The 23,052-nt window shown below is 59.7% G+C and carries 24 protein-coding genes; 15 read left to right on the top strand and 9 right to left on the bottom strand.

The features are described 5' to 3' along the window. Position 1 precedes the first annotated feature (1 nt). Genes GJA_RS02440 through GJA_RS02455 form a run of 4 tightly spaced genes read right to left on the bottom strand, consistent with a single transcriptional unit; the run spans position 2 to position 4,560 of the window. Complete coding sequence (locus GJA_RS02440; RefSeq protein ID WP_038488401.1) at positions 2-2,047, bottom strand: sodium:solute symporter family protein; 2,046 nt, start codon at positions 2,045-2,047, stop codon at positions 2-4. Next, entirely contained in the window at positions 2,044-2,328 is a 285-nt protein-coding gene (locus GJA_RS02445; RefSeq protein WP_038488404.1) for a DUF4212 domain-containing protein, read from the bottom strand. The genes GJA_RS02440 and GJA_RS02445 overlap by 4 nt, the downstream gene beginning before the upstream one ends. Further along, a complete protein-coding gene (locus tag GJA_RS02450) occupies positions 2,312-3,856 on the bottom strand; it encodes a sensor histidine kinase N-terminal domain-containing protein (protein ID WP_038488407.1) in 1,545 nt (514 codons plus the stop codon). Before GJA_RS02450 ends, GJA_RS02445 begins: the two co-directional genes overlap by 17 nt. Then, on the bottom strand, positions 3,853-4,560 hold the full coding sequence (locus GJA_RS02455; RefSeq protein WP_038488410.1) for a response regulator: 708 nt from the start codon (positions 4,558-4,560) through the stop codon (positions 3,853-3,855). The genes GJA_RS02450 and GJA_RS02455 overlap by 4 nt, the downstream gene beginning before the upstream one ends. 233 nt (positions 4,561-4,793) lie before the next feature. On the opposite strand from GJA_RS02455, the gene recA reads away from it, so the two are divergent. The 7 genes from recA to GJA_RS02490 all read left to right on the top strand — a co-directional run bounded on the left by recA (position 4,794) and on the right by GJA_RS02490 (position 11,966). Further along, complete coding sequence (gene recA, locus GJA_RS02460) at positions 4,794-5,897, top strand: recombinase RecA (RefSeq protein ID WP_038488413.1); 1,104 nt, start codon at positions 4,794-4,796, stop codon at positions 5,895-5,897. Positions 5,898-6,052: 155 nt separating this feature from the next. Continuing rightward, positions 6,053-6,508, top strand: coding sequence for a recombination regulator RecX (recX, locus tag GJA_RS02465; protein ID WP_038488416.1), 456 nt, complete (start codon positions 6,053-6,055; stop codon positions 6,506-6,508). A 110-nt stretch (positions 6,509-6,618) separates the two neighbouring features. Continuing rightward, positions 6,619-8,157 (top strand): methyltransferase regulatory domain-containing protein, encoded by a 1,539-nt coding sequence (locus GJA_RS02470; protein WP_038488420.1) that lies wholly within the window; start codon positions 6,619-6,621, stop codon positions 8,155-8,157. A 392-nt stretch (positions 8,158-8,549) separates the two neighbouring features. Then, positions 8,550-9,062 (top strand): DUF2889 domain-containing protein, encoded by a 513-nt coding sequence (locus tag GJA_RS02475; RefSeq protein WP_422567899.1) that lies wholly within the window; start codon positions 8,550-8,552, stop codon positions 9,060-9,062. A 78-nt stretch (positions 9,063-9,140) separates the two neighbouring features. After that, a complete protein-coding gene (sucC, locus tag GJA_RS02480) occupies positions 9,141-10,310 on the top strand; it encodes an ADP-forming succinate--CoA ligase subunit beta (RefSeq protein WP_038488426.1) in 1,170 nt (389 codons plus the stop codon). Between the two features lie 13 nt (positions 10,311-10,323). Continuing rightward, positions 10,324-11,205 (top strand): succinate--CoA ligase subunit alpha, encoded by an 882-nt coding sequence (gene sucD / locus GJA_RS02485; RefSeq protein ID WP_038488429.1) that lies wholly within the window; start codon positions 10,324-10,326, stop codon positions 11,203-11,205. Positions 11,206-11,465: 260 nt separating this feature from the next. Beyond that, entirely contained in the window at positions 11,466-11,966 is a 501-nt protein-coding gene (locus GJA_RS02490; RefSeq protein ID WP_144241409.1) for a pilin, read from the top strand. A gap of 91 nt (positions 11,967-12,057) precedes the next feature. Here GJA_RS02490 and GJA_RS02495 read toward each other — a convergent pair whose 3' ends face one another. Then, complete coding sequence (locus tag GJA_RS02495; protein ID WP_038488432.1) at positions 12,058-12,264, bottom strand: hypothetical protein; 207 nt, start codon at positions 12,262-12,264, stop codon at positions 12,058-12,060. A gap of 14 nt (positions 12,265-12,278) precedes the next feature. Beyond that, positions 12,279-12,818: a cyclic pyranopterin monophosphate synthase MoaC gene (gene moaC, locus GJA_RS02500; protein ID WP_038488435.1), complete on the bottom strand. Its 540-nt coding sequence runs from the start codon at positions 12,816-12,818 to the stop codon at positions 12,279-12,281. Positions 12,819-12,979: 161 nt separating this feature from the next. On the opposite strand from moaC, the gene GJA_RS02505 reads away from it, so the two are divergent. Then, a complete protein-coding gene (locus GJA_RS02505) occupies positions 12,980-14,521 on the top strand; it encodes a tetratricopeptide repeat protein (RefSeq protein WP_038488438.1) in 1,542 nt (513 codons plus the stop codon). Between the two features lies 1 nt (position 14,522). On the opposite strand, the gene GJA_RS02510 is transcribed toward GJA_RS02505, so the two are convergent. The 3 genes from GJA_RS02510 to GJA_RS02525 all read right to left on the bottom strand — a co-directional run bounded on the left by GJA_RS02510 (position 14,523) and on the right by GJA_RS02525 (position 16,134). Then, positions 14,523-15,116, bottom strand: coding sequence for a DUF2946 family protein (locus tag GJA_RS02510; protein ID WP_038488441.1), 594 nt, complete (start codon positions 15,114-15,116; stop codon positions 14,523-14,525). A gap of 210 nt (positions 15,117-15,326) precedes the next feature. Further along, positions 15,327-15,755, bottom strand: a complete 429-nt coding sequence (locus tag GJA_RS02520; RefSeq protein WP_038488447.1) for a YybH family protein — start codon at positions 15,753-15,755, stop codon at positions 15,327-15,329. A 184-nt stretch (positions 15,756-15,939) separates the two neighbouring features. Further along, positions 15,940-16,134 carry a zinc-finger domain-containing protein gene (locus tag GJA_RS02525; protein ID WP_038488450.1) on the bottom strand — a complete coding sequence of 65 codons (195 nt, stop codon included), beginning with the start codon at positions 16,132-16,134 and terminating at the stop codon, positions 15,940-15,942. 310 nt (positions 16,135-16,444) lie between these two features. Between GJA_RS02525 and GJA_RS02530 the strand changes: the two genes are divergently transcribed. From GJA_RS02530 to purE, 7 genes are all read left to right on the top strand, one after another. Then, positions 16,445-17,206 (top strand): AzlC family ABC transporter permease, encoded by a 762-nt coding sequence (locus GJA_RS02530; protein ID WP_051780186.1) that lies wholly within the window; start codon positions 16,445-16,447, stop codon positions 17,204-17,206. Between the two features lie 7 nt (positions 17,207-17,213). Then, complete coding sequence (locus GJA_RS02535) at positions 17,214-17,546, top strand: AzlD domain-containing protein (RefSeq protein ID WP_038488453.1); 333 nt, start codon at positions 17,214-17,216, stop codon at positions 17,544-17,546. Between the two features lie 67 nt (positions 17,547-17,613). Further along, a complete protein-coding gene (locus GJA_RS02540) occupies positions 17,614-18,825 on the top strand; it encodes a phosphoglycerate kinase (RefSeq protein ID WP_081905220.1) in 1,212 nt (403 codons plus the stop codon). A 121-nt stretch (positions 18,826-18,946) separates the two neighbouring features. Beyond that, entirely contained in the window at positions 18,947-20,395 is a 1,449-nt protein-coding gene (pyk, locus tag GJA_RS02545) for a pyruvate kinase (RefSeq protein ID WP_038488456.1), read from the top strand. Between the two features lie 70 nt (positions 20,396-20,465). Then, positions 20,466-21,530 (top strand): class II fructose-bisphosphate aldolase, encoded by a 1,065-nt coding sequence (fba, locus tag GJA_RS02550; RefSeq protein ID WP_038488459.1) that lies wholly within the window; start codon positions 20,466-20,468, stop codon positions 21,528-21,530. Positions 21,531-21,639: 109 nt separating this feature from the next. Then, positions 21,640-22,533, top strand: coding sequence for a phosphoribosylaminoimidazolesuccinocarboxamide synthase (locus GJA_RS02555; RefSeq protein WP_038488462.1), 894 nt, complete (start codon positions 21,640-21,642; stop codon positions 22,531-22,533). A 1-nt stretch (position 22,534) separates the two neighbouring features. Next, positions 22,535-23,038, top strand: a complete 504-nt coding sequence (gene purE, locus GJA_RS02560) for a 5-(carboxyamino)imidazole ribonucleotide mutase (RefSeq protein ID WP_038488465.1) — start codon at positions 22,535-22,537, stop codon at positions 23,036-23,038. Positions 23,039-23,052: the final 14 nt, after the last annotated feature.

Raw genomic sequence — 23,052 nt, forward strand, 5'->3', positions numbered from 1 at the left:
ATCATTCCGGCGCCCGGATATGATCGACCAGGCCCAGCGTGCGGCGTCCCGGCGGCGGCGTCAGCCAGCTGACCAGCGCCATCGCCAGCAGACCGGCCGGCACGCCGAAGATCCCGGCCGAGATCGGCGCGATGTGCCACCACTGGCCGGCTTCACTGCCGCCCAGCATGGTACTGGTGTGCAGCATGTAATACAGGCACACGGCAAAGCCGCTCAGCATGCCGGCAATCGCCCCGTAATGATTGGCCCGTTTCCAGAACACGCCCAGCACCAGCGCCGGGAACAGTGTCGAGGCGGCCAGCGAAAACGCGGCGCCGACCAGCGACAGGATGTCGGCCGGTTTTTGCGATGCGGCATAGGCGGCGATGAAGGCCACCGCCAGCAGCAGCAGCTTGGAAATGGTGACCCGTTTCTGGGTCGATGCGGCTGGATCGACGATCTTGTAATAGATATCGTGCGACAAGGCGTTGGAGATCGCCAGCAGCAAGCCGTCGGCGGTCGAGAGCGCGGCCGCCAGTCCGCCCGCCGCCACCAGTCCCGAAATTACGTACGGCAAGCCGGCGATTTCCGGCGTCGCCAGTACCAGCACGTCGGCGTCGATCGAGATCTCGGCCAGTTGCACGATGCCGTCGTGGTTGACATCGACGATGCTGATCAGCGGCGTCACTTTGTCGACATTCGACCAGTACGACACCCAGGTCGGCAAATGCGAAAATTCGCTGCCGACCAGTGCGGTGTAGATATCGTATTTGACCAGCACCGCCAGCGCCGGAATGGTGAGGTAGATCAGCAAGATGAAAAACAGGGTCCAGAACACCGATACCCGGGTTTCATGCACCGAGGGCGTGGTGTAGGCGCGCATCAATATATGCGGCAGGGCGGCGGTGCCGAGCATCATGCAAAACACCAGCGCCAGGAAGTTGTTGCGTTTGATATCCGATTGTTCACGGTCCGGCGCCGGAAATGGCAAGGCGTGCGGGGTGATCGGTTCGGCCCGCTTCAAATTCATGGCCTTGGCGGCCGACCACAGGCTGCGCGCTTCCTCGGCGGTTTTGGGATAGGCGATCAAGGCCCGCTCGGCATTGCGTATCTCCAGCAAGCTGGTATTGGACAGCCGTGTGCGGTCGAGCTGGCGCTGGGCGTCCTGCTTGCCCCGTTCCCACGAGGCCGGCAAAGCTTTCAGGCGCGCATCATACATGGCGGCGCGTTCGCGGAAGATGGCGCGTACTTGCTGTTCTTTAGGATCATGTTGCAGTACTTGTTCGCGCGCGCTCAGTTCCGGCAAGACGGTGCCGTAGGCCACTTGCGGCACCGGATTGTCGCTATGCTTGACCGATAGCCACATGGCCGGGATCAGGAAGGCCACCAGGATGATGATGTATTGCGCCACCTGGGTCCAAGTGATGGCGCGCATGCCGCCGAGGAAGGAGCAGACCAGGATGCTGGCCAGGCCGAGGAAAATACCGACCGAAAAGTCGACCCCGGTAAAGCGCGACGCGATCAGGCCGACCGCATAGATTTGCGCCACCACATAGGTGAACGACACGATGATCGTGGCGCCCACCGCGAGCACCCGCACCGCGCCGCCGCGGCCGGATGGTCCGCCATAGCGCGCCGCGAGGAAATCGGGAATCGTGTATTGGCTGAACTTGCGCAGATAGGGCGCGATCAGCAAGGCCACCAGGCAATAACCGCCGGTCCAGCCCATGATGTAAGCGAGGCCGTCGAAACCGTTCAGGTACAGGCCGCCGGCCAGGCTGATGAAACTGGCCGCCGAGATCCAGTCGGCCGCCGTGGCCATGCCGTTGAACATGGCCGGCACCCTGCGTCCGGCGACATAATATTCGGTGACGTTCGAGGTGCGGCTGATCACGCCGATACTGGCGTACAAGATGATGGTGGCGAACATGAACAGGTAGCCGATCCAGATGCGCGGCATGCCTTCCTGTTCCAGCAGGCTCAGGGCCAGCAGGAAGATGGCAAAGCCGCCGCTGAACAGCAAATAATAGCGGCTCAGGCGCTGGAAAAAAGTGCGCGCCGCTTTCATGGCGATTCCCCGGCCTGGCCTTCCTGATCCATGCGGCGCAAGCGCCACGCATAAAAACCGATGATCAGCAGATAGATCAGCGATGAACCCTGGGCCGCCATGTAAAACGAGAACGGCCAGCCGAACAGATTCAATTGAACTAGTTCCCGCGCGAAAAATACCGTGAAAAATCCGGTAAAAAACCAGATCGTCAGCAAAATCACCGTTAATTTTCGGGTCTTGCGCCAGTGTTCCTGGCGCCGTCCGGCCTCGGCGGCTGGCGGATTATTGGCCTCGTCCATGGTTGGCTTCTCTCTCGTCAGGATTTTCCGGGATTTGTTGCGGGAAACTCAGGCGCAGCAAAGTGCCGGGCCATTTCGGCGTGGCGGCGCGCGGGTTGTGATAAATGTCGATCTCGGCGCCATGTTGCTGAGCAATTTCGCGCACGATCGCCAGGCCCAGGCCGCTACCCTCGGCATTGCTGCCGAGGATGCGGTAAAAACGCTCGAATACCTGCAAACGTTCCGATGGCGCAATGCCGGGACCGGTATCCTCGACTTCCAGGATCGCCGAGTCCGGCTCGCCGCGCACCCGCACCGTGACGCTGCCGCCGGCCGGCGTGTAACGCAGCGCATTGTCGATCAGGTTCGACAATAATTCGCGCAACATCATCGGGTTGCCGGAAATCGTGATCGGATATGGCGCCTGTTCAAACCCCAGGTCGATGCGATTGGTAAACGATACCGTAACCCAGTCTTGCACCAGGCCGCGCGCCAGTTCATTCAATTCCAGCGCGATGAAGGCGGTACCGGCTTGCGGCTGGTTTTCGGCGCGGGCCAGCGCCAGCAACTGGTTCACCAGCCGCGTCGCCACTTCCGAACTTTTCGCCAGTTGTAATAAGGAACGGTGGATTTCCTGCTGGTCGGTCTGGCGCAGCGCCAGCTCGGATTGCATGCGCATGCCGGCCAGCGGCGTTTTCATCTGGTGCGCCGCATCGGCGATAAAGCGTTTTTGCATGTCGATCGACAAGGACAGACGCGCCAGCATGTCGTTCAGCGAACCGACCAGCGGCGTGATTTCTTCCGGCACCTGGCCCGGTTCGATCGGGCTGAGGTCGTCCGGCGGCCGGGCCCGTATGCGCTCCTGCAATTGCGCCAGCGGCGACAGGCCGCGCGCCAGCGCAAACCAGACCAGCGCCAGCACGATGGGCAAGATAATAAATTGCGGCAAGATTACGCCTTTGATGATGGCGTTCGCCAGTTGCGCGCGCTTTTCCAGCGTTTCCGCCACTTGCACCAGCGCGCGCCGTGGTTCGTCCGGCGCGCCGGGCGGCAAGTCGAGATAGGAAAACGCGACCCGGATCGGCGTGCCGTGGATGGTGTCGTTGCGGAACAGCACTGTGCCGCTGCGGAAACGGTCTTCATCCAGCGGCGGCGGCAAGTCGCGGTCGCCGTCGATATATTCGCCGCGCCGGCCCAGGATCAGGAAATACACATTGTCGCTATCGTCGCCGCGCAAGAAATCGCGCGACGAGCCGGGCAGCGGCTTGACGGTCTGGCCGTTGACCTCCTTGACTTGCTGGGCCAGCACGGTGACATTTTCTTCCAGCGCGTGGTCGAACGGCTGATTGGCGATGGCCTTGGCCACCAGGTAAGTGATCACGATGCTCATCGGCCATAACAGCAGCAGCGGCGCCAGCATCCAGTCGAGGATTTCGCCGAACAGCGAATGCTGGATGGTTTCATCCTGCTCACTGTCGGGCGGCTGGAAATAGTCGCTGTCGAGCGTGCCGTGCTCTGGCTGGAGCGGGCTGCCGTCGCGCGGATTCACTTGCTGTCGGACGCTTCGGCTTGCTGGCGCGCCGCGTCGGAATATTTCTCCAGGCAATAACCGAGACCGCGCACGGTGGCGATGCGCACGCCGCCGACTTCGATTTTCTTGCGCAGCCGGTGCACATACACTTCGATGGCGTTATTGCTGACCTCTTCGCCCCATTCGCACAAATGGTCGACCAATTGCTCTTTCGATACCAGCCGGCCTGTGCGGCCCAGCAAGATTTCCAGCAAGCCCAGTTCGCGCGCCGATAAATCCAGCATCTGCTCATTGATATAGGCGCTGCGCCCGACCTGGTCGTAACTGAGCGGGCCATGCCTGATCACCGTGGCGCCGCCGCCGGCGCCGCGCCGGGTCAGCGCGCGCACCCGCGCTTCCAGTTCCGACAGCGCAAAGGGTTTGGCCATGTAATCGTCGGCGCCAAGGTCGAGCCCGTTGACCCGCTGCTCGATCGAATCGGCGGCGGTCAGGATCAGCACCGGCAGCAGCGACGAACGGGCGCGCAGCCGGCGCAGCACATCCAGACCGGACATTTTCGGCAAGCCCAGGTCGAGTATCAGCAAATCGAATTCCTGGGTCGACAGCGCGGTGTCGGCTTCCTGGCCGTTTTTGACGTAATCGATCGCATAGCCGGACTGGCGCAGCGAACGCGTCAATCCGTCGGCCAGCACACTGTCATCTTCGGCAAGTAGAATACGCATAAGGCACCCGATATCGTAAGCTTGTATTGTGTTTCATTTCGCGCAAGGTGGCGAGTGTTTGTGCCAAAACGGCAGTGACTTTGCGCGATTTCAAAACAAATCAAAACAAATTCAGCGCACGCTTGCATTAAGCACTGTTTTTTTATACAGTATCGCTTGTGACGAATTTTACCCACGCGTTGTACAAAGCGTTATTCAAGGCCGAGCAGGCCGACAAAGGCTGAAAGAACATCATGGACGACAAAAAAGCGGTAGTACCCGCATCTGAAAAGGCCAAGGCGCTTGCCGCCGCACTGGCGCAAATCGAGAAGCAGTTCGGCAAAGGTTCGGTCATGCGGATGGATTCCAGCGCGCCGATCGAAGAAGTGCAAGTCGTATCGACCGGTTCGCTCGGCCTGGATATCGCGCTGGGCGTCGGCGGCTTGCCGCGCGGCCGCGTGGTGGAAATCTACGGCCCTGAATCGTCGGGCAAGACCACGCTGACGCTGCAAACCATCGCCGAAATGCAAAAGCTGGGCGGCACCTGCGCCTTTATCGATGCCGAGCACGCGCTCGATGTCGGCTATGCCCAAAAACTGGGCGTCAACCTGCATGAATTGCTGATCTCGCAGCCGGACACCGGCGAACAGGCACTGGAAATCTGCGATGCGCTGGTCCGTTCGGGCAGCGTCGACCTGGTCGTCATCGACTCGGTGGCGGCCTTGACGCCACGCGCCGAGATCGAAGGCGACATGGGCGATTCGCTGCCAGGCTTGCAAGCCCGTTTGATGTCGCAAGCATTGCGCAAGCTGACCGGCTCGATCAACCGCACCAATACGCTGGTCATCTTCATCAACCAGATCCGCATGAAGATCGGCGTCATGTTCGGCAGCCCGGAAACCACTACCGGCGGCAATGCCTTGAAATTCTACGCTTCCGTGCGCCTGGATATCCGCCGCACCGGCTCGATCAAATCGGGCGATGAAGTGATCGGTAATGAAACCAAGGTCAAGGTCGTCAAGAACAAGATCGCGCCGCCATTCAAGGAAGCGCATTTCGATATCCTGTACGGCGCAGGCACCTCGCGCGAAGGCGAAATCCTCGACCTGGGTTCGGACGCGAAAATCGTCGAAAAATCCGGTTCGTGGTACAGCTACAACGGCGAACGCATCGGCCAGGGCAAGGATAACGCCCGCGCCTTCCTGCAAGAGCGTCCGGCGCTGGCGCGCGAAATTGAAAACAAGGTGCGTGCTTCGCTGGGCGTGCGCGAACTGCCGCCGCTGGCTGCCGACAAGGCGGATAAAGCGGACAAGGCCGACAAGGCGGAGGCCGCCGCCAAACTGAAAGCGGTGGAATAAACCTGCCAGTTTGCCCATTCGTTTGAATGCGTGACACCGGTCGTTGCAGCTTGGCCGGGCTAGAATATCAATCGCCGCCTTGCTCACGCACGGTGGCGATTGTGCTATCTGAACTATCTGAGTTTTGAGCTATTTGTATTATTGAGGGCAGGTTTATGGCAGCGGTACAACTGAGCCTGAAAGGGCGCGCGCTGCGGTTTTTATCGATGCGCGAACACAGCCGGATGGAATTGAAGCGCAAGCTGGAGCGTCATGCGCAAGAGGGCGACGATGTCGAAGCCTTGCTCGACAATCTGGAAGCGAACAACTGGCTGTCGCAAGAGCGTTTTTCCGAGTCGCTGATACACCGCCGTTCCGCGCGCTTCGGCAATAGCCGCATCGTCGCCGAATTGCAAAGCCATGGCATCGGCGGTGAGGCATTGCAAGAGTTAAAGGCTGGCCTGGCAGAAGACGAAACCGCGCGCGCCTGCGAGGTCTGGCGCCGCAAGTTCGGCACGGTGGCCAAGGATGCGGAACAGCGCAGCAAGCAAATGCGCTTTTTGATGCAGCGCGGCTTTTCGCAGCGCGCGGTACAAGTGGCGCTCAAAGGGCTGGAACCGGAAGACGAATAATACTTATTTGGCCGTCAGGGCATGGAATCGGATATTCTTGGTTGGGGTAATGCTGATCCATCATGCTTAGCCAACACATCTGTCTCCCCAAACCATGACAGGAGCCGCACATGACTGACTGGCGCGCCGGTTATACCGCCGATATCGGCTATACCTATGGTTATTACAGCGAACTCAACCCGCTGCGGCTGCAACTGGTGTTGCTGGCGGCCGGCCTGGTCCCGCCGCAGAACGGCACGGCTTGCGAACTCGGTTTTGGCCAGGGTATCAGCGTCAACATCCACGCCGCCGCCTCTGCCACACGCTGGTTTGGCAACGACTTCGATCCGGCTCAAGCGGCTTTTGCGCAAGAACTGGCAGCCGCCTCGGGCGCTGGCGCTGTTCTGTCCGACGAATCGTTCGAGCAATTTTGCCATCGTCCCGATTTGCCGGACTTCGACTATATTTGCCTGCATGGCATCTGGAGCTGGATTTCCGATCACAACCGGGCCGTCATCGTCGATTTCCTGCGCCGCAAGCTGAAAGTGGGCGGCGTGGTGTATATCAGCTACAACACGCAGGCGGGTTGGGCGGCGATGACGCCGATGCGCGACTTGATGGCGGAACATGGCCGCACCATGAGCGCGCCGGGCCAGCCGCTTGCCGGCCGGGTCGATGGCGCGCTGGACTTTATCGAACGCATGGCGGCAATCCAGCCGCGCTACCTGTTGGCCAATCCGCTGCTGGCCGAACGGCTGGCCAGGCTCAGGCAGCTGGATTCGACCTATCTGGCGCATGAATATTTCAACCAACACTGGCAGCCGATGTCGTTTTCGGCGACTGCGCTCATGCTGGAATCGGCCAAGCTGACATTTGCCGTGTCGGCGCTCTACACCGACCATATCGAGATGCTGAACCTGACGCCCGAGCATCAGCAATTCCTGTCGGGCATAGCCGACGCCAACTTTCGCCAGACCACGCGCGATTTCCTCGTCAACCAGCAATTCCGCCAGGATTATTGGGTCAAGGGGGCGCGCCGCTTGAGCGAGATCGAGCAAATGGCCGCCCTGCGTCAGCTACGTTTCTTGCTGGCGATGCCAAGAGAAAATATCGTGATGACGGTGCAGGGCGCGCTGGGCACCGCCGCGATGGACCCGGCCGTGTATGGGGCGCTACTCGATGTGCTGCAAGATCACCGTATCCACAGCATCGCCGAACTGGAGCAGGACTTGCGCGGCAGCCAGCTCGACTTCCGGATGCTGTTGCAGGCGATCGTTATCCTGGCCAGCAAAGGCTGTCTGCTGGCGGTGCAGGATGACGAGCTGATCAAAAAAGCCTGGGGACCGTCGGAAAAATTGAACCGGTATTTGATTGGCAAGGCGCTGGTGCGCAGCGATTTGACGACTTTGGCCAGTCCGGTCACCGGCGGCGGTTTTGTTGTATTGCATCTGCAACAGCTGTTTTTGCTTGCAAAAGACCAGGGCCGCCAGACACCCGAGCAGTGGAGCTTGTTTGCGTGGCAGGCATTGTCTGCAATGAAACAAACCATGGTCGTTGATGGTGTGGTCTTGTCGACCGAGCAAGAAAACCTGGCTGAAATCCGCTCCCATGCGCAGTATTTTAGCGACACTGTCTTGCCGGTCCTGGGCGCGCTGGGTATTGCTGCCTAGCCATATTTTACGGTCATGGCCTGACACTATGCTGCGCTGCCGTAGCCCTGAAATAGCGCGTGCTTGCGGGGTGTACTCGGGGTTTGCCAAGGTCTTGCCAGCGCATATCTCTTATCATTTTCAGTGATGAAGGATGGTTGATTCATTTATTTCATCTATAATTTGAAATGCTTTTATCAAAGCAATAAAAAATTATGTTGCGGCGCAACCTGCGCCGCTTGTGCTACACTTTTGGGGTTTTTGCAGCGCCGCAGGTGCGGTTGTTGTTCGTAGAAGCTGCGAACAACGTGCTTTACGCACATGGCTGCTTACTAATTATCGCCGCGTTAAGCGGTATCGGTCTTATGCCCCTGTCCAGTCCAGTTTCCCGGCGCGCCCTACGGCACACCCGCGTGATTGACGTCCAAGCGTTTTCGCGCGACGACGGCTTGTGGGATATTGACGCCCATCTTACCGATATCAAGCATTTTGACGCCAGGCTGGCATCGGGCCCGCGCGCCGCAGGTCTGCCGCTGCACGATCTCCATTTACGTATCACCGTCGATCTGGACATGACCATCGTCGATGCCGAAGCCGCATCCGAGGCCGTGCCTTATCCGGGTTTTTGCGATACCATCGGCCCCGCTTACAAGGCGCTGATCGGTTTGAATCTATTGAAGAATTTCCGCCGCGACTTGAAACAGCGCCTGGCGGGAATCGCCGGCTGTACCCATCTGACCGAACTGGCGCAAGTCTTGCCGACTGCGACAGTACAGGCATTTGCCGGCGATGTCTGGTCGACCCGCGACGGCGCGAATGCTGAATTGCCGCATGAACAGCCGTTTCAACTCGACAAGTGTCACGCCTTGCGCCTCGATGGCAAGGCGGTGGCGCAGTATTACCCGCGCTGGGTAGCCAAAGAGTGACCCTGGCGTATTGTTTTTCCTGTTTTTTTAGCACTATTAACCGTATTTTTACAAATCAGCATCAGAAGGGAAGCCAGCATGAAAATCCATGAGTATCAAGGCAAAGAAATCCTCCGGAAATACGGAGTGACGGTACCACGCGGTATCCCGTGCTTGTCCGTTGAAGAAGCAGTCAAGGCTGCCGAAACCCTGGGCGGTCCGGTATGGGTCGTCAAGGCCCAAATCCACGCGGGCGGCCGCGGTAAAGGCGGCGGCGTCAAAGTTGCCAAGTCGCTGGAACAAGTCAAGGAATATGCTGAGCAAATCCTGGGCATGCAGCTGATTACGCACCAAACCGGTCCTGAAGGCCAAAAAGTACGTCGCCTGCTGATCGAAGAAGGCGCGGACATCAAGAAAGAACTGTACGTGTCGATGGTCACCGACCGCGTTTCGCAACGCGTGGTGTTGATGGCTTCCTCCGAAGGCGGCATGGACATCGAAGAAGTCGCTGAATCGCATCCGGAACTGCTGCACTCGATCGCCATCGACCCTTCCGTCGGCCTGACCGATGCCGAAGCCGACGCGATCGCCGCCAAGATCGGCGTGCCTGCCGAATCGATCGTCGATGCGCGCGTGAACCTGCAAGGCCTGTACAAAGCCTACTGGGAAACCGATTCGTCGCTGGCCGAAATCAACCCATTGATCTTGACCGGTTCGGGCAAGGTCATCGCGCTGGACGCCAAGTTCAACTTCGACGCGAACTCGCTGTTCCGCCAGCCAGACATCATGGCTTACCGCGACCTGGACGAAGAAGATCCAGCTGAAGTCGAAGCATCGAAATTCGATCTGGCTTACATCTCGCTCGACGGCAACATCGGTTGCCTGGTGAACGGCGCCGGCCTGGCCATGGCGACCATGGACACCATCAAGCTGTTCGGCGGCGAGCCTGCCAACTTCCTCGACGTCGGCGGTGGCGCCACGGCTGAGAAAGTGACCGAAGCGTTCAAGATCATGTTGAAAAACCCAGGCTTGAAAGCCATCCTGGTCAACATTTTCGGCGGCATCATGCGTTGCGACGTGATCGCCGAAGGCGTGATCGCCGCGTCGAAAGCCGTTTCCCTGCAAGTACCGCTGGTGGTGCGCATGAAGGGCACCAACGAAGATCTGGGCAAGAAGATGCTGGCTGAGTCCGGTTTGCCTATCATCGCGGCCGATACCATGGAAGATGCAGCGAAAAGTGTTGTCGCCGCTGCTGCAGGTCAAGCTTAATTAAGGAATCAACATGTCCATTCTGATCAATAAAGATACCAAAGTCGTTACCCAAGGGATTACCGGCAAGACCGGCCAATTCCACACCCGCATGTGCCGCGACTACGCGAACGGCAAAGCCGCTTTCGTGGCTGGCGTGAATCCGAAGAAAGCCGGCGAAGATTTCGAAGGCATTCCTATTTTCGCCAACGTGACCGAAGCGAAAAAAGAAACCGGCGCCAACGTGTCGGTGATTTACGTGCCGCCAGCAGGCGCGGCAGCGGCGATCTGGGAAGCCGTCGAAGCTGAAATGGATCTGGCCATTTGCATCACCGAAGGCATTCCCGTGCGTGACATGATGGCGTTGAAAGACCGCATGGCGAAAGCCGGCAGCAAAACCTTGCTGCTGGGCCCTAACTGCCCAGGCCTGATCACCCCGGATGAAATCAAGATCGGCATCATGCCAGGCCACATCCACAAACAAGGCCGCATCGGCGTGGTATCCCGTTCGGGCACCCTGACCTATGAAGCTGTCGGCCAATTGACCGCGCTGGGCCTGGGCCAGTCGTCGGCAGTCGGCATCGGCGGCGACCCGATCAACGGTCTGAAGCACATCGACGTCATGAAGATGTTCAATGACGATCCTGATACCGACGCGGTCATCATGATCGGCGAAATCGGCGGTCCGGACGAAGCCAACGCTGCGTATTGGATCAAAGACAACATGAAAAAACCGGTGGTCGGCTTCATCGCCGGCGTAACCGCTCCTCCGGGCAAGCGCATGGGCCACGCCGGCGCGCTGATCTCCGGCGGCGCCGATACCGCACAAGCCAAACTGGAAATCATGGAAGCTTGCGGCATCACCGTCACCAAAAACCCGTCCGAAATGGCGCGTCTGTTGAAAGCGATGCTGTAATCACGGCATGCTGGTAAGGCAGTGACAAGAAGGGGAGCCAGGCGCTTCCCTTTTTTTATGCGTTGGCCGGGTTGGCGCTGACAAAATTTGTCAGCCCTGCCAATTTACGGCGATGAGTGACATTTTACGGCGGCTGCATGTGACGAAAAACGTCAGTGGTGGAGCTTTTTCCGCGCTTTATGCCTGCGAAAAAGGCTGGCACGCTGTTTGCTAATACTCCTGTGATACAGCAGTTCCCTGACCTCACACTGGAGTAACACATGAAATCGATGAAATCCTTTAAGCAACAATCCCAGGCCGGCTTTACGCTGATCGAATTGATGATCGTCGTGGCGATTATCGGTATTCTGGCTGCAGTTGCGATTCCACAGTACACCAATTACACCACCAAAGCCAAGGTCGGCAATGCATTGGCCGCTGCTGATCCGTTGAAAACTGCGGTGGCGATGTGCTTGCAAGAAAACGGTGGTACCAAGACTGCTTGTAATACCCCTACCGATGCAACGGCTCCTTCCACTATTCCTTTATTCAGCGCAACCAAGGAAGTTGCTAGCGCCAAGGTAACCAATAGTGTCATCGAACTGACTTTCGCGGCGGACGTTGGTACCGGCGTAAGCAGTTCGACAGTTACTTTTTCGCCTAATATCGGCACCAGCAGCGTAACGTGGGAAATTGCTACCACCGCTACTAATCCAGCGGCCGTGGATGCAATCAAGAAAAATAGTGTAGCTGCTGCAGGCGCTGGCGGTGCGGGTGGTTAATAGCAAGTTTGGCATGTAGCTCTTTGCCAAGTACAAAAACCAGGCCAATCCAGCCTGGTTTTTTTTCGCCCATTTAAATGAGCTGGATGAGCTAAACGATCTTTTGCCGATCCGCAATCAACGCTTCATACGTCAAATTCTGCAGCATCGTGTAATGGGTCGGCTCCAGGTCGATGAATTGCACGCCATAGGTAAACACTTCTTGTTGCCTGGAACTGGCGGTTTTGAGTACGCTGACGTTCTGGGCCGTGGCGCGTGCGTGGGTGCGGATTTCATGGCCATTCGGCGGCTCCAGCATGTGCGGCGATTCGATCAGGCGCCGCTATCCGCGTCCGTATCCGGCAGCGCGCTCCAGTCGCCCGACTTGCCGCCGTGTTTTTCCAGCACCCGGATATTGCTCATCACCATGCCGCGGTCGACCGCCTTGCACATATCGTAAATCGTCAGCAAGCCGATCTGCACCGCCGTCAGCGCTTCCATTTCGACGCCGGTCTTGCCGCTGGTTTCGACCTGGGCGCGGCAATGCACGCTGTTGTTGCCGATGTCGGTGTCGAAATCGACCGTCACGCGTGTCAGCGCCAGCGGGTGGCACAGCGGCACCAGGTCGCTGGTGCGCTTGGACGCCATGATCGCGGCGATGCGGGCAATCCCCAGCACGTCGCCTTTTTTTGCCGTACCGCCGACAATGATGGCCAATGTCTCCGCTTGCATGCGGATGCTGCCGGCCGCCACCGCGATGCGCCTGGTGTCGGGTTTGCCGCCGACATCGACCATATGGGCCTGGCCGGATTGATCGAAATGGGTCAGGTGCTGGGCTGCGCCGCTATCGTTGCTGTCGTTTGTACTTGTCATGAAAGAATAGGAATCGTAGGATCGGCGGCAACTGGTAACAAAATATTTCACTTGCCGCAGAGGGGAAAGTGGGTCCGCTTACAGGGTATCATAGCATCGTGAAATCAAAACCGACCCTTATCCGCGCCAAGTTTTCATCCAGATCGGGCGCCTTCCTTTCCTTGCGCGCGCCGCTGACGCTGGCCGCGCTGTTGCTGGCATCGCCAATCGCGCTGCCGGCGCAAACCCGTCCGGACGCGGCGCCGCCGCCAAACCTGCCGGCGCTGGGCGATACCGAACGGCAGGATTTGTCGCCCGCTTACGAGCGCAAGGTCGGCGAGGAAATCATGCGCGATTTGCGCGGCGACCGCGATTACATGGACGACGCGCCGATCCTGGAATACCTGAATAATTTCGGCAATGGCCTGGTGGCGGCGCGGCCCAGCGTGCGCGGCGAGTCGAATTACGATTTCTTCTTTTTCGCGGTGCGCGATCCGCAATTGAATGCGTTTGCCTTGCCCGGCGGCTTTATCGCGGTGCATTCGGCGCTGTTGCTGGCGGCCCAGAGCGAAGCCGAACTGGCGTCGGTGCTGTCGCATGAAATCGGCCACGTGGCGCAGCGCCATATCGCGCGCATGCTCGGGCAGCAACGGCAGGACGCGTTGCTGCCGCTGGCCAGCCTGTTGCTGGCGGCGCTGGCGTCGCGCGCCGGCGGCGATGTGGCGATCGGCGTGTTTGCCGCCGGCCAGGGGCTGGCGATCCAGCGGCAACTTAATTTCGGCCGCGACGCCGAACGCGAGGCGGACCGGATCGGCTTCCAGATCATGGGCGAGGCCGGTTTCGACACTACCGGCATGGTGGCGTTTTTCAGCCGCATGCAGGCCGCCAGCCGTTCGTATAGCGATTTGACGCCGGCGTATCTGCAAACCCATCCCTTGACCACCGAGCGCATCGCCGATATCCAGGCGCGCATCCGCGAACAGCCTTATAAGCAACGTGCCGACAGTCTCGACTTTCATTTGGTGCGCGCCCGCGCGCGGGTGTTGCAGGATGAAAGCGCGCAAGCGCTGGTCGATGCGGCGACATTTTTCGATACCCAGTTGCAGCAGCAAAGCCGCTTCCAGGTGGCGGCCGCACAATATGGCCTGTCTTTCCTGGCCCTCAAAAAGGGCGACCTGGTCAAGGCGCAAAGCTTGCTGGACGCGGCCCGCAACACGCTCGATAAAGCGCCGAGCCCGGGTACCCTGGGCATGGCGGCCAAACCGGTGGCGAATGCGACCTTGACCGGACTGGGACTGGAAATCTTGCTGGCGCCGGGACAAAAGCCGGAAGTGGCGCAGCAAGCGCTGAAAGCGGCCGATGCGGCGCGCCAGCAATTTCCCTTGTCGCGCGGCATAGCGCGGCAATACGCGGAAGCGCTGGTCAATGCCGGCCAGCTGGAAAATGCGGAACGTTATTTGCGCGAGCAGGTGCAGTCGTACAAGGAAGAGCCGAAGCTGTTTGGCTTATTGGCCAAAACCTATGCGGCGCAAGGCAAGATAGCCTTGCAGCACATCGCGCTGGCGGAATCGTATGCCTTGAGCGGCGGCACCATGTCGGCGCTGGATCAATTAAATATCGCGCGCAAGAGCAAGGATGCGACTTTTTACGACATGGCGGTGATCGATGCCCGCGAACGCGAGTTGCAGCAGCGGCACCGCGACCAGGTCAAGGATCAGAAGTAGTTCAATCGGGCTGGAGCGGCTTGGCGACAAAACCGAAATGCCGCGCTACCTGGCCGCTATCGAGATGTTGCACAGCGATATCCCGGCCATGATCCGACAAGGTCAGCAGTGTGTCGGCGCCGTCCAGCCATGCCATCAGCGCGTCGTCGCCGGCCGGCTGGCCATCGATGCGCAGCAGCGCCATCGCGTGCGCCATGTCGCGGTCGTCGAGCTGGGCCACGATGTCGCCCTGGCGCAAGATCAATTCGCCGCCATCGCATAAAAACGCCTCATCGACCGGGCCCAGCGCCGCGCCGGTATGCAGCATAAAACCGTGTTGCGGATCGGTGCGCGCGATATACGGCGTCGCTGCCAGGTTCAGGTAGACCCGTTGCGGGCCATTCTGGAAAAACCAGCAGCCGCGCTCGTCATGCGTGTAATTGCGGGCGATGAACGCCAGCAGGGCAATGTGGGCGATTTTATCGCCCGGCAAGTTCAACGCTTGCGCGCGCTGGTCGCGCATGCGCCAGTGGCCGCGCGCATCCAGGCCCAGCCAGCCATAACAATGTGGTACGTTCGGCCATTTGGCCATGGCTTGCTTGACGATGTCGTCCATATTATGTTCAGCCGGCAGGAAATCAGTTCAGATGGCGACAGCGTCGCATATTCGGGGGACCTGTGGCGCGCCGCTGTCGTCGCCGTGTTGCAATCGTCGCCATCCGGCGCTGCCCAGCGTTCGCGGTGGAACCCCACGGCCGGTTTGGCGATGCGGATGGCGGGGCAGATGGTGTGCAAATAGCCGTTCGGCAACCCTGGTAGCACGTTATCAGTGCAGGATTTGCGCCCCGGGGTCCAGCGGCACGCCGCCCTGCGCGATCGAGACGTGATGCAGCACAATTCTCCAGCCGCGCGGTGTCTTGATGTAGACGTTGGTCGCCAGTAGATGAGCGGGGGCGCCTTCGCTGGCGCTGACGCCTTCGATCACCGTATGCACCGAACTCATCAAATTATGCGTTTCGTGCAATTGCGACGGCCGCACATGCAAACCGCCGCCGCCGCGCTCGAACAGGTCGGCCCATGAAGCGCGGATCGCCGCATGGCCGATCAGGCGCGCGCCGCCCGGATGAATACAGACGATTTCTTCATCATCGGCCCACAGCGCCATCAGCGCATCGAGGTCGGCACGGTTCAGTGCATCGTAAAAAGCGCTTTCCACTTCGGCTGCGCTGCCATTCAACTGTTTTTGACGTTTCATGACTACTCCGGCTGCTGGAAGAAGAAACGGCGCGCCAGGTATGCTGGCCGCGCCGTTCATTATGGTCTGGTATGTGTGACAAAACCGTAGCGAGCGGCCGGAACCCGGGTTGCGCAGCAGGTTTGGTCGAACATACTTAGAGCCTATCCCAGTAGTGAGCGTCTTCATCTACTGGGATAGGCTCTTAGTGGTGGGCTACCACGGCGCCCGGTTTCAGGCGGTAGGCGGTGCCGCAGTATGGACACTTGGCAATGCCTTCTTTGTTGAATTCCAAGAACACACGCGGATGCGACGACCACAGCGGCATAGCCGGGTTAGGGCAGTGGGCTGGCAGGTCTTTACCGTCGAGTTCGACCGCTGGCGTGGTGGTGTTTGTCATCTTGTCATGCTCCGTGAGGCTGGTAAGTGAGGGGAAGGGGAGGTACGTCAAGGCGTACCAAACCACGATTTTAACGGATTCAGGCAGGCAGTAAAATTCATCGGTAAAATGACGGCTTAATAAGCTATGGCTGGCGGCGCATTTGTTTGTAAAACTTGCACGCCCGGCAAAAAATGATCCCGTTTTCGATGCCAGCGGCCGAGACAGCCGCGCAAATTGCACTATTTCGCGCTATCCGCTACACCACTTACGCTCAAGCCATGCCAGGCCCCTGTGTGACTGTTGCGAAAAAACAACATGGGCGGCGCTGATGATACCAGCCGACCAGATCTCGCCACAAGAACCCGCGCACTTGCCAGCGTCTTACGATGAGCATCATCCGCCATCCTGGCGCGCCGGCCTGAAAACCGGCGCGCCTACGCTGTTCGGCATCGCCGCCTGGGGCATGGTGGTCGGCATCGCGATGATCAAGGCCGGCTTGTCGGTGCCGCAAGCGCTGTTCATGACCTTGCTGGTGTTTGCCGGTTCGGCGCAACTGGCGTCATTGCCGCTGATCGTCGCGCATGCGCCGGTGTGGGTGATCTTTGTCACCGCGCTGGTGGTCAATTTGCGGTTTGTCATCTTTTCCGCATTGCTGGCGCCGCATTTTGGACATTTGCCATGGCGCCAGCGCTTCTTTCTCGGTTATGTGACCGGCGATATGTCGGTAGCGCTGTTCTTGCAGCGTTATCCCGATGAAACGCCGCAAGTCGGCAAGCTGTCGTTCCTGAAAGCGTTGTTGCTGCCTAACTGGCTGTCGTGGCAAGCCGGCTCGATCGCCGGCATCTTTCTCGGCACTGCCGTACCGGTCGCATGGGGGCTCGGTTTTGCCGGCACGCTGGCGATCATTTGCGTGATGATACCGCTGGTGGCTGGCCGCGCCGCGCTGTGCGGCGTGCTGGTGTCGGGTGTCGTGGCGGTGCTGGCGGCCGGCTTGCCGTACAAGCTGGGCTTGCTGGCAGCTGTGCTGGTCGGCATGTTTGCGGCGATGGCGGTGGAAGAGTTGTCAAACAAGCTGGTCAACAAGGGATAACAATCATATGGCTCAATGGGAAATCTGGCTCACCATCCTGGTCCTGGGCGTGGCCACCGCCGCCACCCGTAGTTCGTTCTGGCTGATCGGCCATCACATCACCATCCCGAAGCGGGTCAATGAAGTGCTGCGGTTTGCGCCGGCCTGTGCGCTGGCAGCCATCATTGCACCGGATTTGTTGCTTGATGGGCAAGAAATTCACTTCGGGTTGTCGAATTGGAAATTATTGTCCGGCGTGGCCGCCGCCGTGTTTTATGTCATCGGCCGCAATATGCTGCAAACCATCGTCTTCGGCATGCTGGTTTTCACCGGCTTGCGCCTATTGCAGGTTTTTCAGTAAACGGGGTTGGCCGTGCCGGGCTTGCGGTAAAATAGCGCTCTTCCTTCCACTCGTCATTTGGATCGCCATGTCTGCTGTTCTGAACTTCATCCGTTTGCAAGATTTGATCGCCAGCAATGCGTTGCAAGGCAAGCGCGTATTTATCCGCGCCGACTTGAACGTGCCGCAAGATGACGCCGGCCATATCACTGAAGATACGCGCATCCGCGCTTCGGTGCCGGCGATCCGCGCCGCGCTCGACGCCGGCGCCGCCGTGATGGTCACGTCGCACCTGGGCCGTCCGACCGAAGGCGAGTTCAAACCGGAAGACAGCCTGGCGCCGGTGGCCGCGCGCCTGGCCGAGTTGTTGGGACAAACTGTTGAATTGAAACAAAACTGGGTCGATGGCGCCGGCCTGGAAAACCTGGCCGCCGGCCAGGTCGTGTTGCTGGAAAACGTGCGCGTCAACCAGGGCGAAAAGAAAAACAGCGATGAACTGGCGCAAAAAATGGCCAAGCTGTGCGATATCTACGTCAACGACGCGTTCGGCACCGCGCACCGCGCCGAAGCATCGACCCACGGCATCGCCAAGTTTGCGCCGGTCGCTTGCGCCGGTCCGCTGCTGGCCGCCGAACTCGATGCGCTGGGCAAGGCGCTGCACGCGCCGGCCCGTCCGCTGCTGGCCATCGTGGCCGGCTCGAAAGTGTCGAGCAAGCTGACCATTTTGAAAGCGTTGTCCGACAAGGTCGACAACCTGATCGTCGGCGGCGGCATCGCCAATACCTTCATGAAAGCCGTTGGCTTGAACGTCGGCAAGTCGCTGGTCGAAGCCGACCTGGTCGGTGAAGCCAAGGCCATCATCGACATCATGGCGGCGCGCGGCGCGCAAGTGCCGATCCCGGTCGACGTGGTGTGCGCCAAGGAATTCTCGCCAACGGCTGCCGCCACCGTCAAGGATGTCGCCGACGTGGCCGACGACGACATGATCCTCGACATCGGTCCGCAGACCGCCGCCTTGCTGGCGCAGCAGATCGGCGCCGCCGGCACCATCGTCTGGAACGGCCCGGTCGGCGTGTTCGAATTCGACCAGTTCGGCAACGGCACTAGGACGCTGGCGCTGGCGATTGCCGCATCGACAGGGTTCTCGATCGCCGGCGGCGGCGACACCCTGGCGGCGATTGCAAAATACGACATTACCGATAAAATCAGTTATATCTCCACCGGCGGCGGCGCCTTCCTGGAATTCCTGGAAGGAAAGACCTTGCCAGCTGTGGAAATATTGACGCAGCGCAGTAAGTAAGCGAATAAAACCAGATATAAGCATCAAGCGCAGCCTCACCGCTGCGCTTTTACGTTGGCTGTAGGGCAATGCCCGCAGTCCTGCCTCATAGACCCGTTGTTCTTTTCGCACAAGGAATTTTATGTCCCGTGGTACAAAAATCGTCGCAACTATCGGCCCTGCTTCTACCGACCTGGCTGTTCTGATCAAAATGATACGAGCGGGTGTCGACGTAGTACGTTTGAATTTTTCCCACGGTAAAGCGCAAGATCATATCGACCGCGCCGCGCTGGTGCGCCAGGCCGCCGCCGAATGCGGCAAGGAAGTGGCGATCATGGCCGACATGCAGGGTCCGAAGATCCGCGTCGGCAAATTTGAAAATGGCCGTATCCACCTGGAAAACGGCGACCGTTTCATCCTCGATGCCAAATGGGGCGAAGAAGGCGAACTGGGCAACCAGGAACGTGTCGGCCTCGACTACAAAGCATTGCCACGCGACTTGCGCAACGGCGACGTGCTGTTGCTGAACGACGGCTTGATCGTGCTGATCGTCGAGCGCATTTCCGGCAGCGAAATCCACACCATCGTCAAGATCGGTGGCGAATTGTCGAACAACAAGGGCATCAACCGCCAGGGCGGCGGCTTGACCGCGCCGGCGCTGACGTCCAAGGATATGGAAGACATCAAGACGGCGATGAGCTTCCAGGCCGACTACCTGGCGATCTCGTTCCCGAAAAGCGCGACCGACATGGAAATGGCGCGCCAGCTGGCCAATATCGCCGGCGAGCCTTACCACCACAAGCCGATGATGATCGCCAAGATCGAGCGCGCCGAAGCGATTCCTGTATTGCAGGAAATCCTCGACGCTTCCGATGGCATCATGGTCGCCCGCGGCGACCTGGCGGTGGAAGTAGGCAATGCGGCGGTGCCGGCCTTGCAAAAACGCATGATCAAGATGGCGCGCGCGTCGAACAAGCTGGCCATCACCGCCACCCAGATGATGGAATCGATGATCGTCAACGCCGTGCCGACCCGCGCCGAAGTGTCCGACGTCGCCAACGCGGTGCTGGACGGCACCGACGCCGTGATGACCTCGGCTGAAACCGCGTCCGGCAAATACCCGATTGAAACGGTGGAAATGATGGCGGCGATTTGCGTCGAAGCCGAACAGTCCGAGTACAACAAACTCGACGCCGATTTCCTGAACGTCACCTTTACCCGCATCGACCAGTCGATCGCCTATGGCGCGCTGTTCACCGCCCACCATTTGCGCGTCAAGGCCATCGTGGCGCTGACCGAATCCGGTTCCACGCCACTGTGGATGAGCCGCCACAGCATCGATACGCCGATTTTCGCGCTGACCCCGAGCATCACCACCCAGCGCAAGGCCGCCTTGTACCGCAATGTGCGTTCCTACCACCTGACCCAGGCCGGCGAATCGTCGGCGGTGCTGAAACAAGCGGAAGATTTGATGGTTGCCAACGGCATCGTCAAAAAAGGTGACATGATCGTTGTAACGTGGGGCGAACCGATGGGACAGGTCGGCGGCACCAATGCATTGAAGATCGTCAAGGTCGGCGAATTCAGCTAAAGTTTTAAAGGGCCGGCGCGGCGTCAGCCGCCCGCCCTGCAGCGGTTTTTTTATTGTTTGGAGTATTACCATGTCTCTCGTATCCATGCGTCAATTGCTGGACCACGCCGCTGAAAACGGCTACGGTTTGCCTGCATTCAACGTCAATAACCTGGAGCAAGTGCAAGCCATCATGGCCGCCGCCGATGCCGTCGGCAGCCCGGTGATCATGCAAGCGTCGGCCGGCGCGCGCAAGTACGCCGGCGAAGCGTTCCTGCGCCACCTGATCGATGCGGCGGTGGAAGCCTACCCGCACATTCCGGTCGTCATGCACCAGGACCACGGCCAGTCGCCGGCGGTCTGCATGGCCGCGATCCGCTCCGGTTTCACGTCGGTGATGATGGACGGCTCGTTGGAAGCGGATGGCAAGAGCGTTGCTTCGTATGAATACAACGTTGAAGTGTCGCGTGAAGTCGTGAAATTTTCGCACGCCATCGGCGTCACGGTGGAAGCCGAGCTGGGCGTGCTCGGTTCGCTGGAAACCATGCAGGGCGACAAGGAAGACGGTCACGGCGCCGACGGCGCGATGACCCGCGAGCAATTGCTGACCGACGTCGCACAAGCCGCCGACTTCGTCGCGCGCACCCAGTGCGACGCGCTGGCGATCGCCATCGGCACTTCGCACGGCGCCTACAAGTTTTCGCGCCAGCCGACCGGCGACATCCTGGCGATCGACCGCATCAAGGAAATCCACGCGCGCATCCCGAACACCCATCTGGTGATGCACGGTTCCTCGTCGGTGCCGCAGGAATTGCTGGCCACCATACGCGAATTCGGCGGCGACATGAAGGAAACCTACGGCGTGCCCGTCGAGGAAATCCAGGAAGGCATCCGTCACGGCGTGCGCAAGATCAATATCGACACCGATATCCGCCTGGCGATGATGGCCGCGACCCGCAAATTCCTGTTTGAAAATCCATCCAAGTTCGATCCGCGCGACTTCCTGAAGCCTGCCCGCCAGGCCGCCACCGACATTTGCAAGGCGCGTTTCCTCGCCTTCGGCTGCGAAGGCCAGGCGTCGAAGATCAAGGCGATTCCGCTGGACAAGATGGCTGAGCGTTACAGCAAAGGCGAGCTGTCGCAGATTGTGAAGTAAAATCCTGTCTGGAACGGGCCGGATGCGTGCTTCCGTGCCCGATATTCTCGACCGGCGGGCCAGTTCGCTGCCTGCCGGTTTCGTTTCATCAAATCATTCCTCTCCCGCTATGAACAGCCTCTATCAGACTTCCATCCACTCCCTGCCACTGCTGGGCCACGGCAAGGTCCGCGACAATTATGCCGTCGGCGACGACAAGATACTGATCGTCACCACCGACCGCCTGTCGGCGTTCGATGTCGTCATGAACGAGCCTATTCCCGGCAAGGGCAAGGTGCTCAACCAGATGAGCGACTTCTGGTTCGAGAAACTCGGCCACATCGTGCCGAATCACCTGACCGGGGTGGCGCCGGAATCGGTGGTGGCGCCGGATGAAGTTGCACAAGTGCAAGGCCGTGCCGTGGTCGCCAAGCGTCTCAAGCCGATCATGGTCGAGGCGGTGGTGCGCGGTTACATCATCGGTTCGGGCTGGAAGGATTACCAGGATACCGGCAGCATCTGCGGCATCGAGCTGCCAGCCGGCCTGCAACAGGCGGAAAAGCTGCCGCAGCCGCTGTTCACCCCGGCCGCCAAGGCCGAGCTGGGCGAGCATGACGAAAACATCAGCTTTGCCGACATGGAAAATCGCATCGGTGCTGAACTGGCCGCCAAGATGCGCGATGTCAGCATTGCACTGTATAAAGCCGCCGCCGATTACGCGGCCACGCGCGGCATCATCATTGCCGACACCAAGTTCGAGTTCGGCCTGGACGACAATGGCGTCATGCATTTGATGGATGAAGTGCTGACCGCCGACTCGTCGCGCTTCTGGCCGGCCGATTCGTATCAGCCTGGCATGTCGCCGCCGTCGTTCGACAAGCAATTCGTGCGCGATTACCTGGAAACGCTGACTTGGGGCAAAACCGCACCGGCGCCTGCGCTGCCGGCCGATGTCATCGACAAGACCCAGGCCAAGTATTTCGAAGCCATCGAGCGCCTGACCGGCGAAAAGCTGAAAGCCTGATATGAGCGATCTTCAACAGCAGCCGCTGGTCGGCGTCATCATGGGCTCGTCCTCCGACTGGGACGTGATGCAAAACGCGGTCGCCATCCTGCAGCAGTTTGGCGTGCCGTTTGAAGCGCAAGTGATTTCGGCGCACCGCATGCCCGACGAAATGTATGCGTATGCCAAGAGCGCGCGCGCGCGTGGCTTGCGCGCCATCATCGCCGGCGCCGGCGGCGCCGCCCACCTGCCCGGCATGGTGGCCGCGATGACCATCGTGCCGGTGCTGGGTGTGCCGGTGCCGTCCAAGTATCTGCGCGGCGAAGATTCATTGTTGTCCATCGTGCAAATGCCCAAGGGCGTGCCGGTGGCGACCTTCGCCATCGGCGAAGCGGGCGCCGCCAATGCCGCGCTGACCGCGGTGGCGATGATCGCCGCCAACGACGAGACCCTGGCCGAGCAGCTCGAAGCGTTCCGCGCCAAGCAAACCGCGGCCGCCCAGGCCATGGTATTGCCGCTTGAATAATATGTTTGAAAATA

It is taken from the genome of Janthinobacterium agaricidamnosum NBRC 102515 = DSM 9628 (genome assembly GCF_000723165.1).
Lineage (GTDB): Bacteria > Pseudomonadota > Gammaproteobacteria > Burkholderiales > Burkholderiaceae_D > Janthinobacterium > Janthinobacterium agaricidamnosum.

Bases quoted from the DNA above. Each gene is read 5' to 3' on its own strand.
- GJA_RS02440 (WP_038488401.1), bottom strand. From the start codon at position 2,047: ATGAAAGCGGCGCGCACTTTTTTCCAGCGCCTGAGCCGCTATTATTTG.
- GJA_RS02445 (WP_038488404.1), bottom strand. From the start codon at position 2,328: ATGGACGAGGCCAATAATCCGCCAGCCGCCGAGGCCGGACGGCGCCAG.
- GJA_RS02455 (WP_038488410.1), bottom strand. From the start codon at position 4,560: ATGCGTATTCTACTTGCCGAAGATGACAGTGTGCTGGCCGACGGATTG.
- recA (WP_038488413.1), top strand. From the start codon at position 4,794: ATGGACGACAAAAAAGCGGTAGTACCCGCATCTGAAAAGGCCAAGGCG.
- recX (WP_038488416.1), top strand. From the start codon at position 6,053: ATGGCAGCGGTACAACTGAGCCTGAAAGGGCGCGCGCTGCGGTTTTTA.
- GJA_RS02470 (WP_038488420.1), top strand. From the start codon at position 6,619: ATGACTGACTGGCGCGCCGGTTATACCGCCGATATCGGCTATACCTAT.
- sucC (WP_038488426.1), top strand. From the start codon at position 9,141: ATGAAAATCCATGAGTATCAAGGCAAAGAAATCCTCCGGAAATACGGA.
- sucD (WP_038488429.1), top strand. From the start codon at position 10,324: ATGTCCATTCTGATCAATAAAGATACCAAAGTCGTTACCCAAGGGATT.
- GJA_RS02490 (WP_144241409.1), top strand. From the start codon at position 11,466: ATGAAATCGATGAAATCCTTTAAGCAACAATCCCAGGCCGGCTTTACG.
- GJA_RS02495 (WP_038488432.1), bottom strand. From the start codon at position 12,264: ATGCTGGAGCCGCCGAATGGCCATGAAATCCGCACCCACGCACGCGCC.
- moaC (WP_038488435.1), bottom strand. From the start codon at position 12,818: ATGACAAGTACAAACGACAGCAACGATAGCGGCGCAGCCCAGCACCTG.
- GJA_RS02510 (WP_038488441.1), bottom strand. From the start codon at position 15,116: ATGGACGACATCGTCAAGCAAGCCATGGCCAAATGGCCGAACGTACCA.
- GJA_RS02520 (WP_038488447.1), bottom strand. From the start codon at position 15,755: ATGAAACGTCAAAAACAGTTGAATGGCAGCGCAGCCGAAGTGGAAAGC.
- GJA_RS02525 (WP_038488450.1), bottom strand. From the start codon at position 16,134: ATGACAAACACCACCACGCCAGCGGTCGAACTCGACGGTAAAGACCTG.
- GJA_RS02530 (WP_051780186.1), top strand. From the start codon at position 16,445: ATGATACCAGCCGACCAGATCTCGCCACAAGAACCCGCGCACTTGCCA.
- GJA_RS02535 (WP_038488453.1), top strand. From the start codon at position 17,214: ATGGCTCAATGGGAAATCTGGCTCACCATCCTGGTCCTGGGCGTGGCC.
- GJA_RS02540 (WP_081905220.1), top strand. From the start codon at position 17,614: ATGTCTGCTGTTCTGAACTTCATCCGTTTGCAAGATTTGATCGCCAGC.
- pyk (WP_038488456.1), top strand. From the start codon at position 18,947: ATGTCCCGTGGTACAAAAATCGTCGCAACTATCGGCCCTGCTTCTACC.
- fba (WP_038488459.1), top strand. From the start codon at position 20,466: ATGTCTCTCGTATCCATGCGTCAATTGCTGGACCACGCCGCTGAAAAC.
- GJA_RS02555 (WP_038488462.1), top strand. From the start codon at position 21,640: ATGAACAGCCTCTATCAGACTTCCATCCACTCCCTGCCACTGCTGGGC.
- purE (WP_038488465.1), top strand. From the start codon at position 22,535: ATGAGCGATCTTCAACAGCAGCCGCTGGTCGGCGTCATCATGGGCTCG.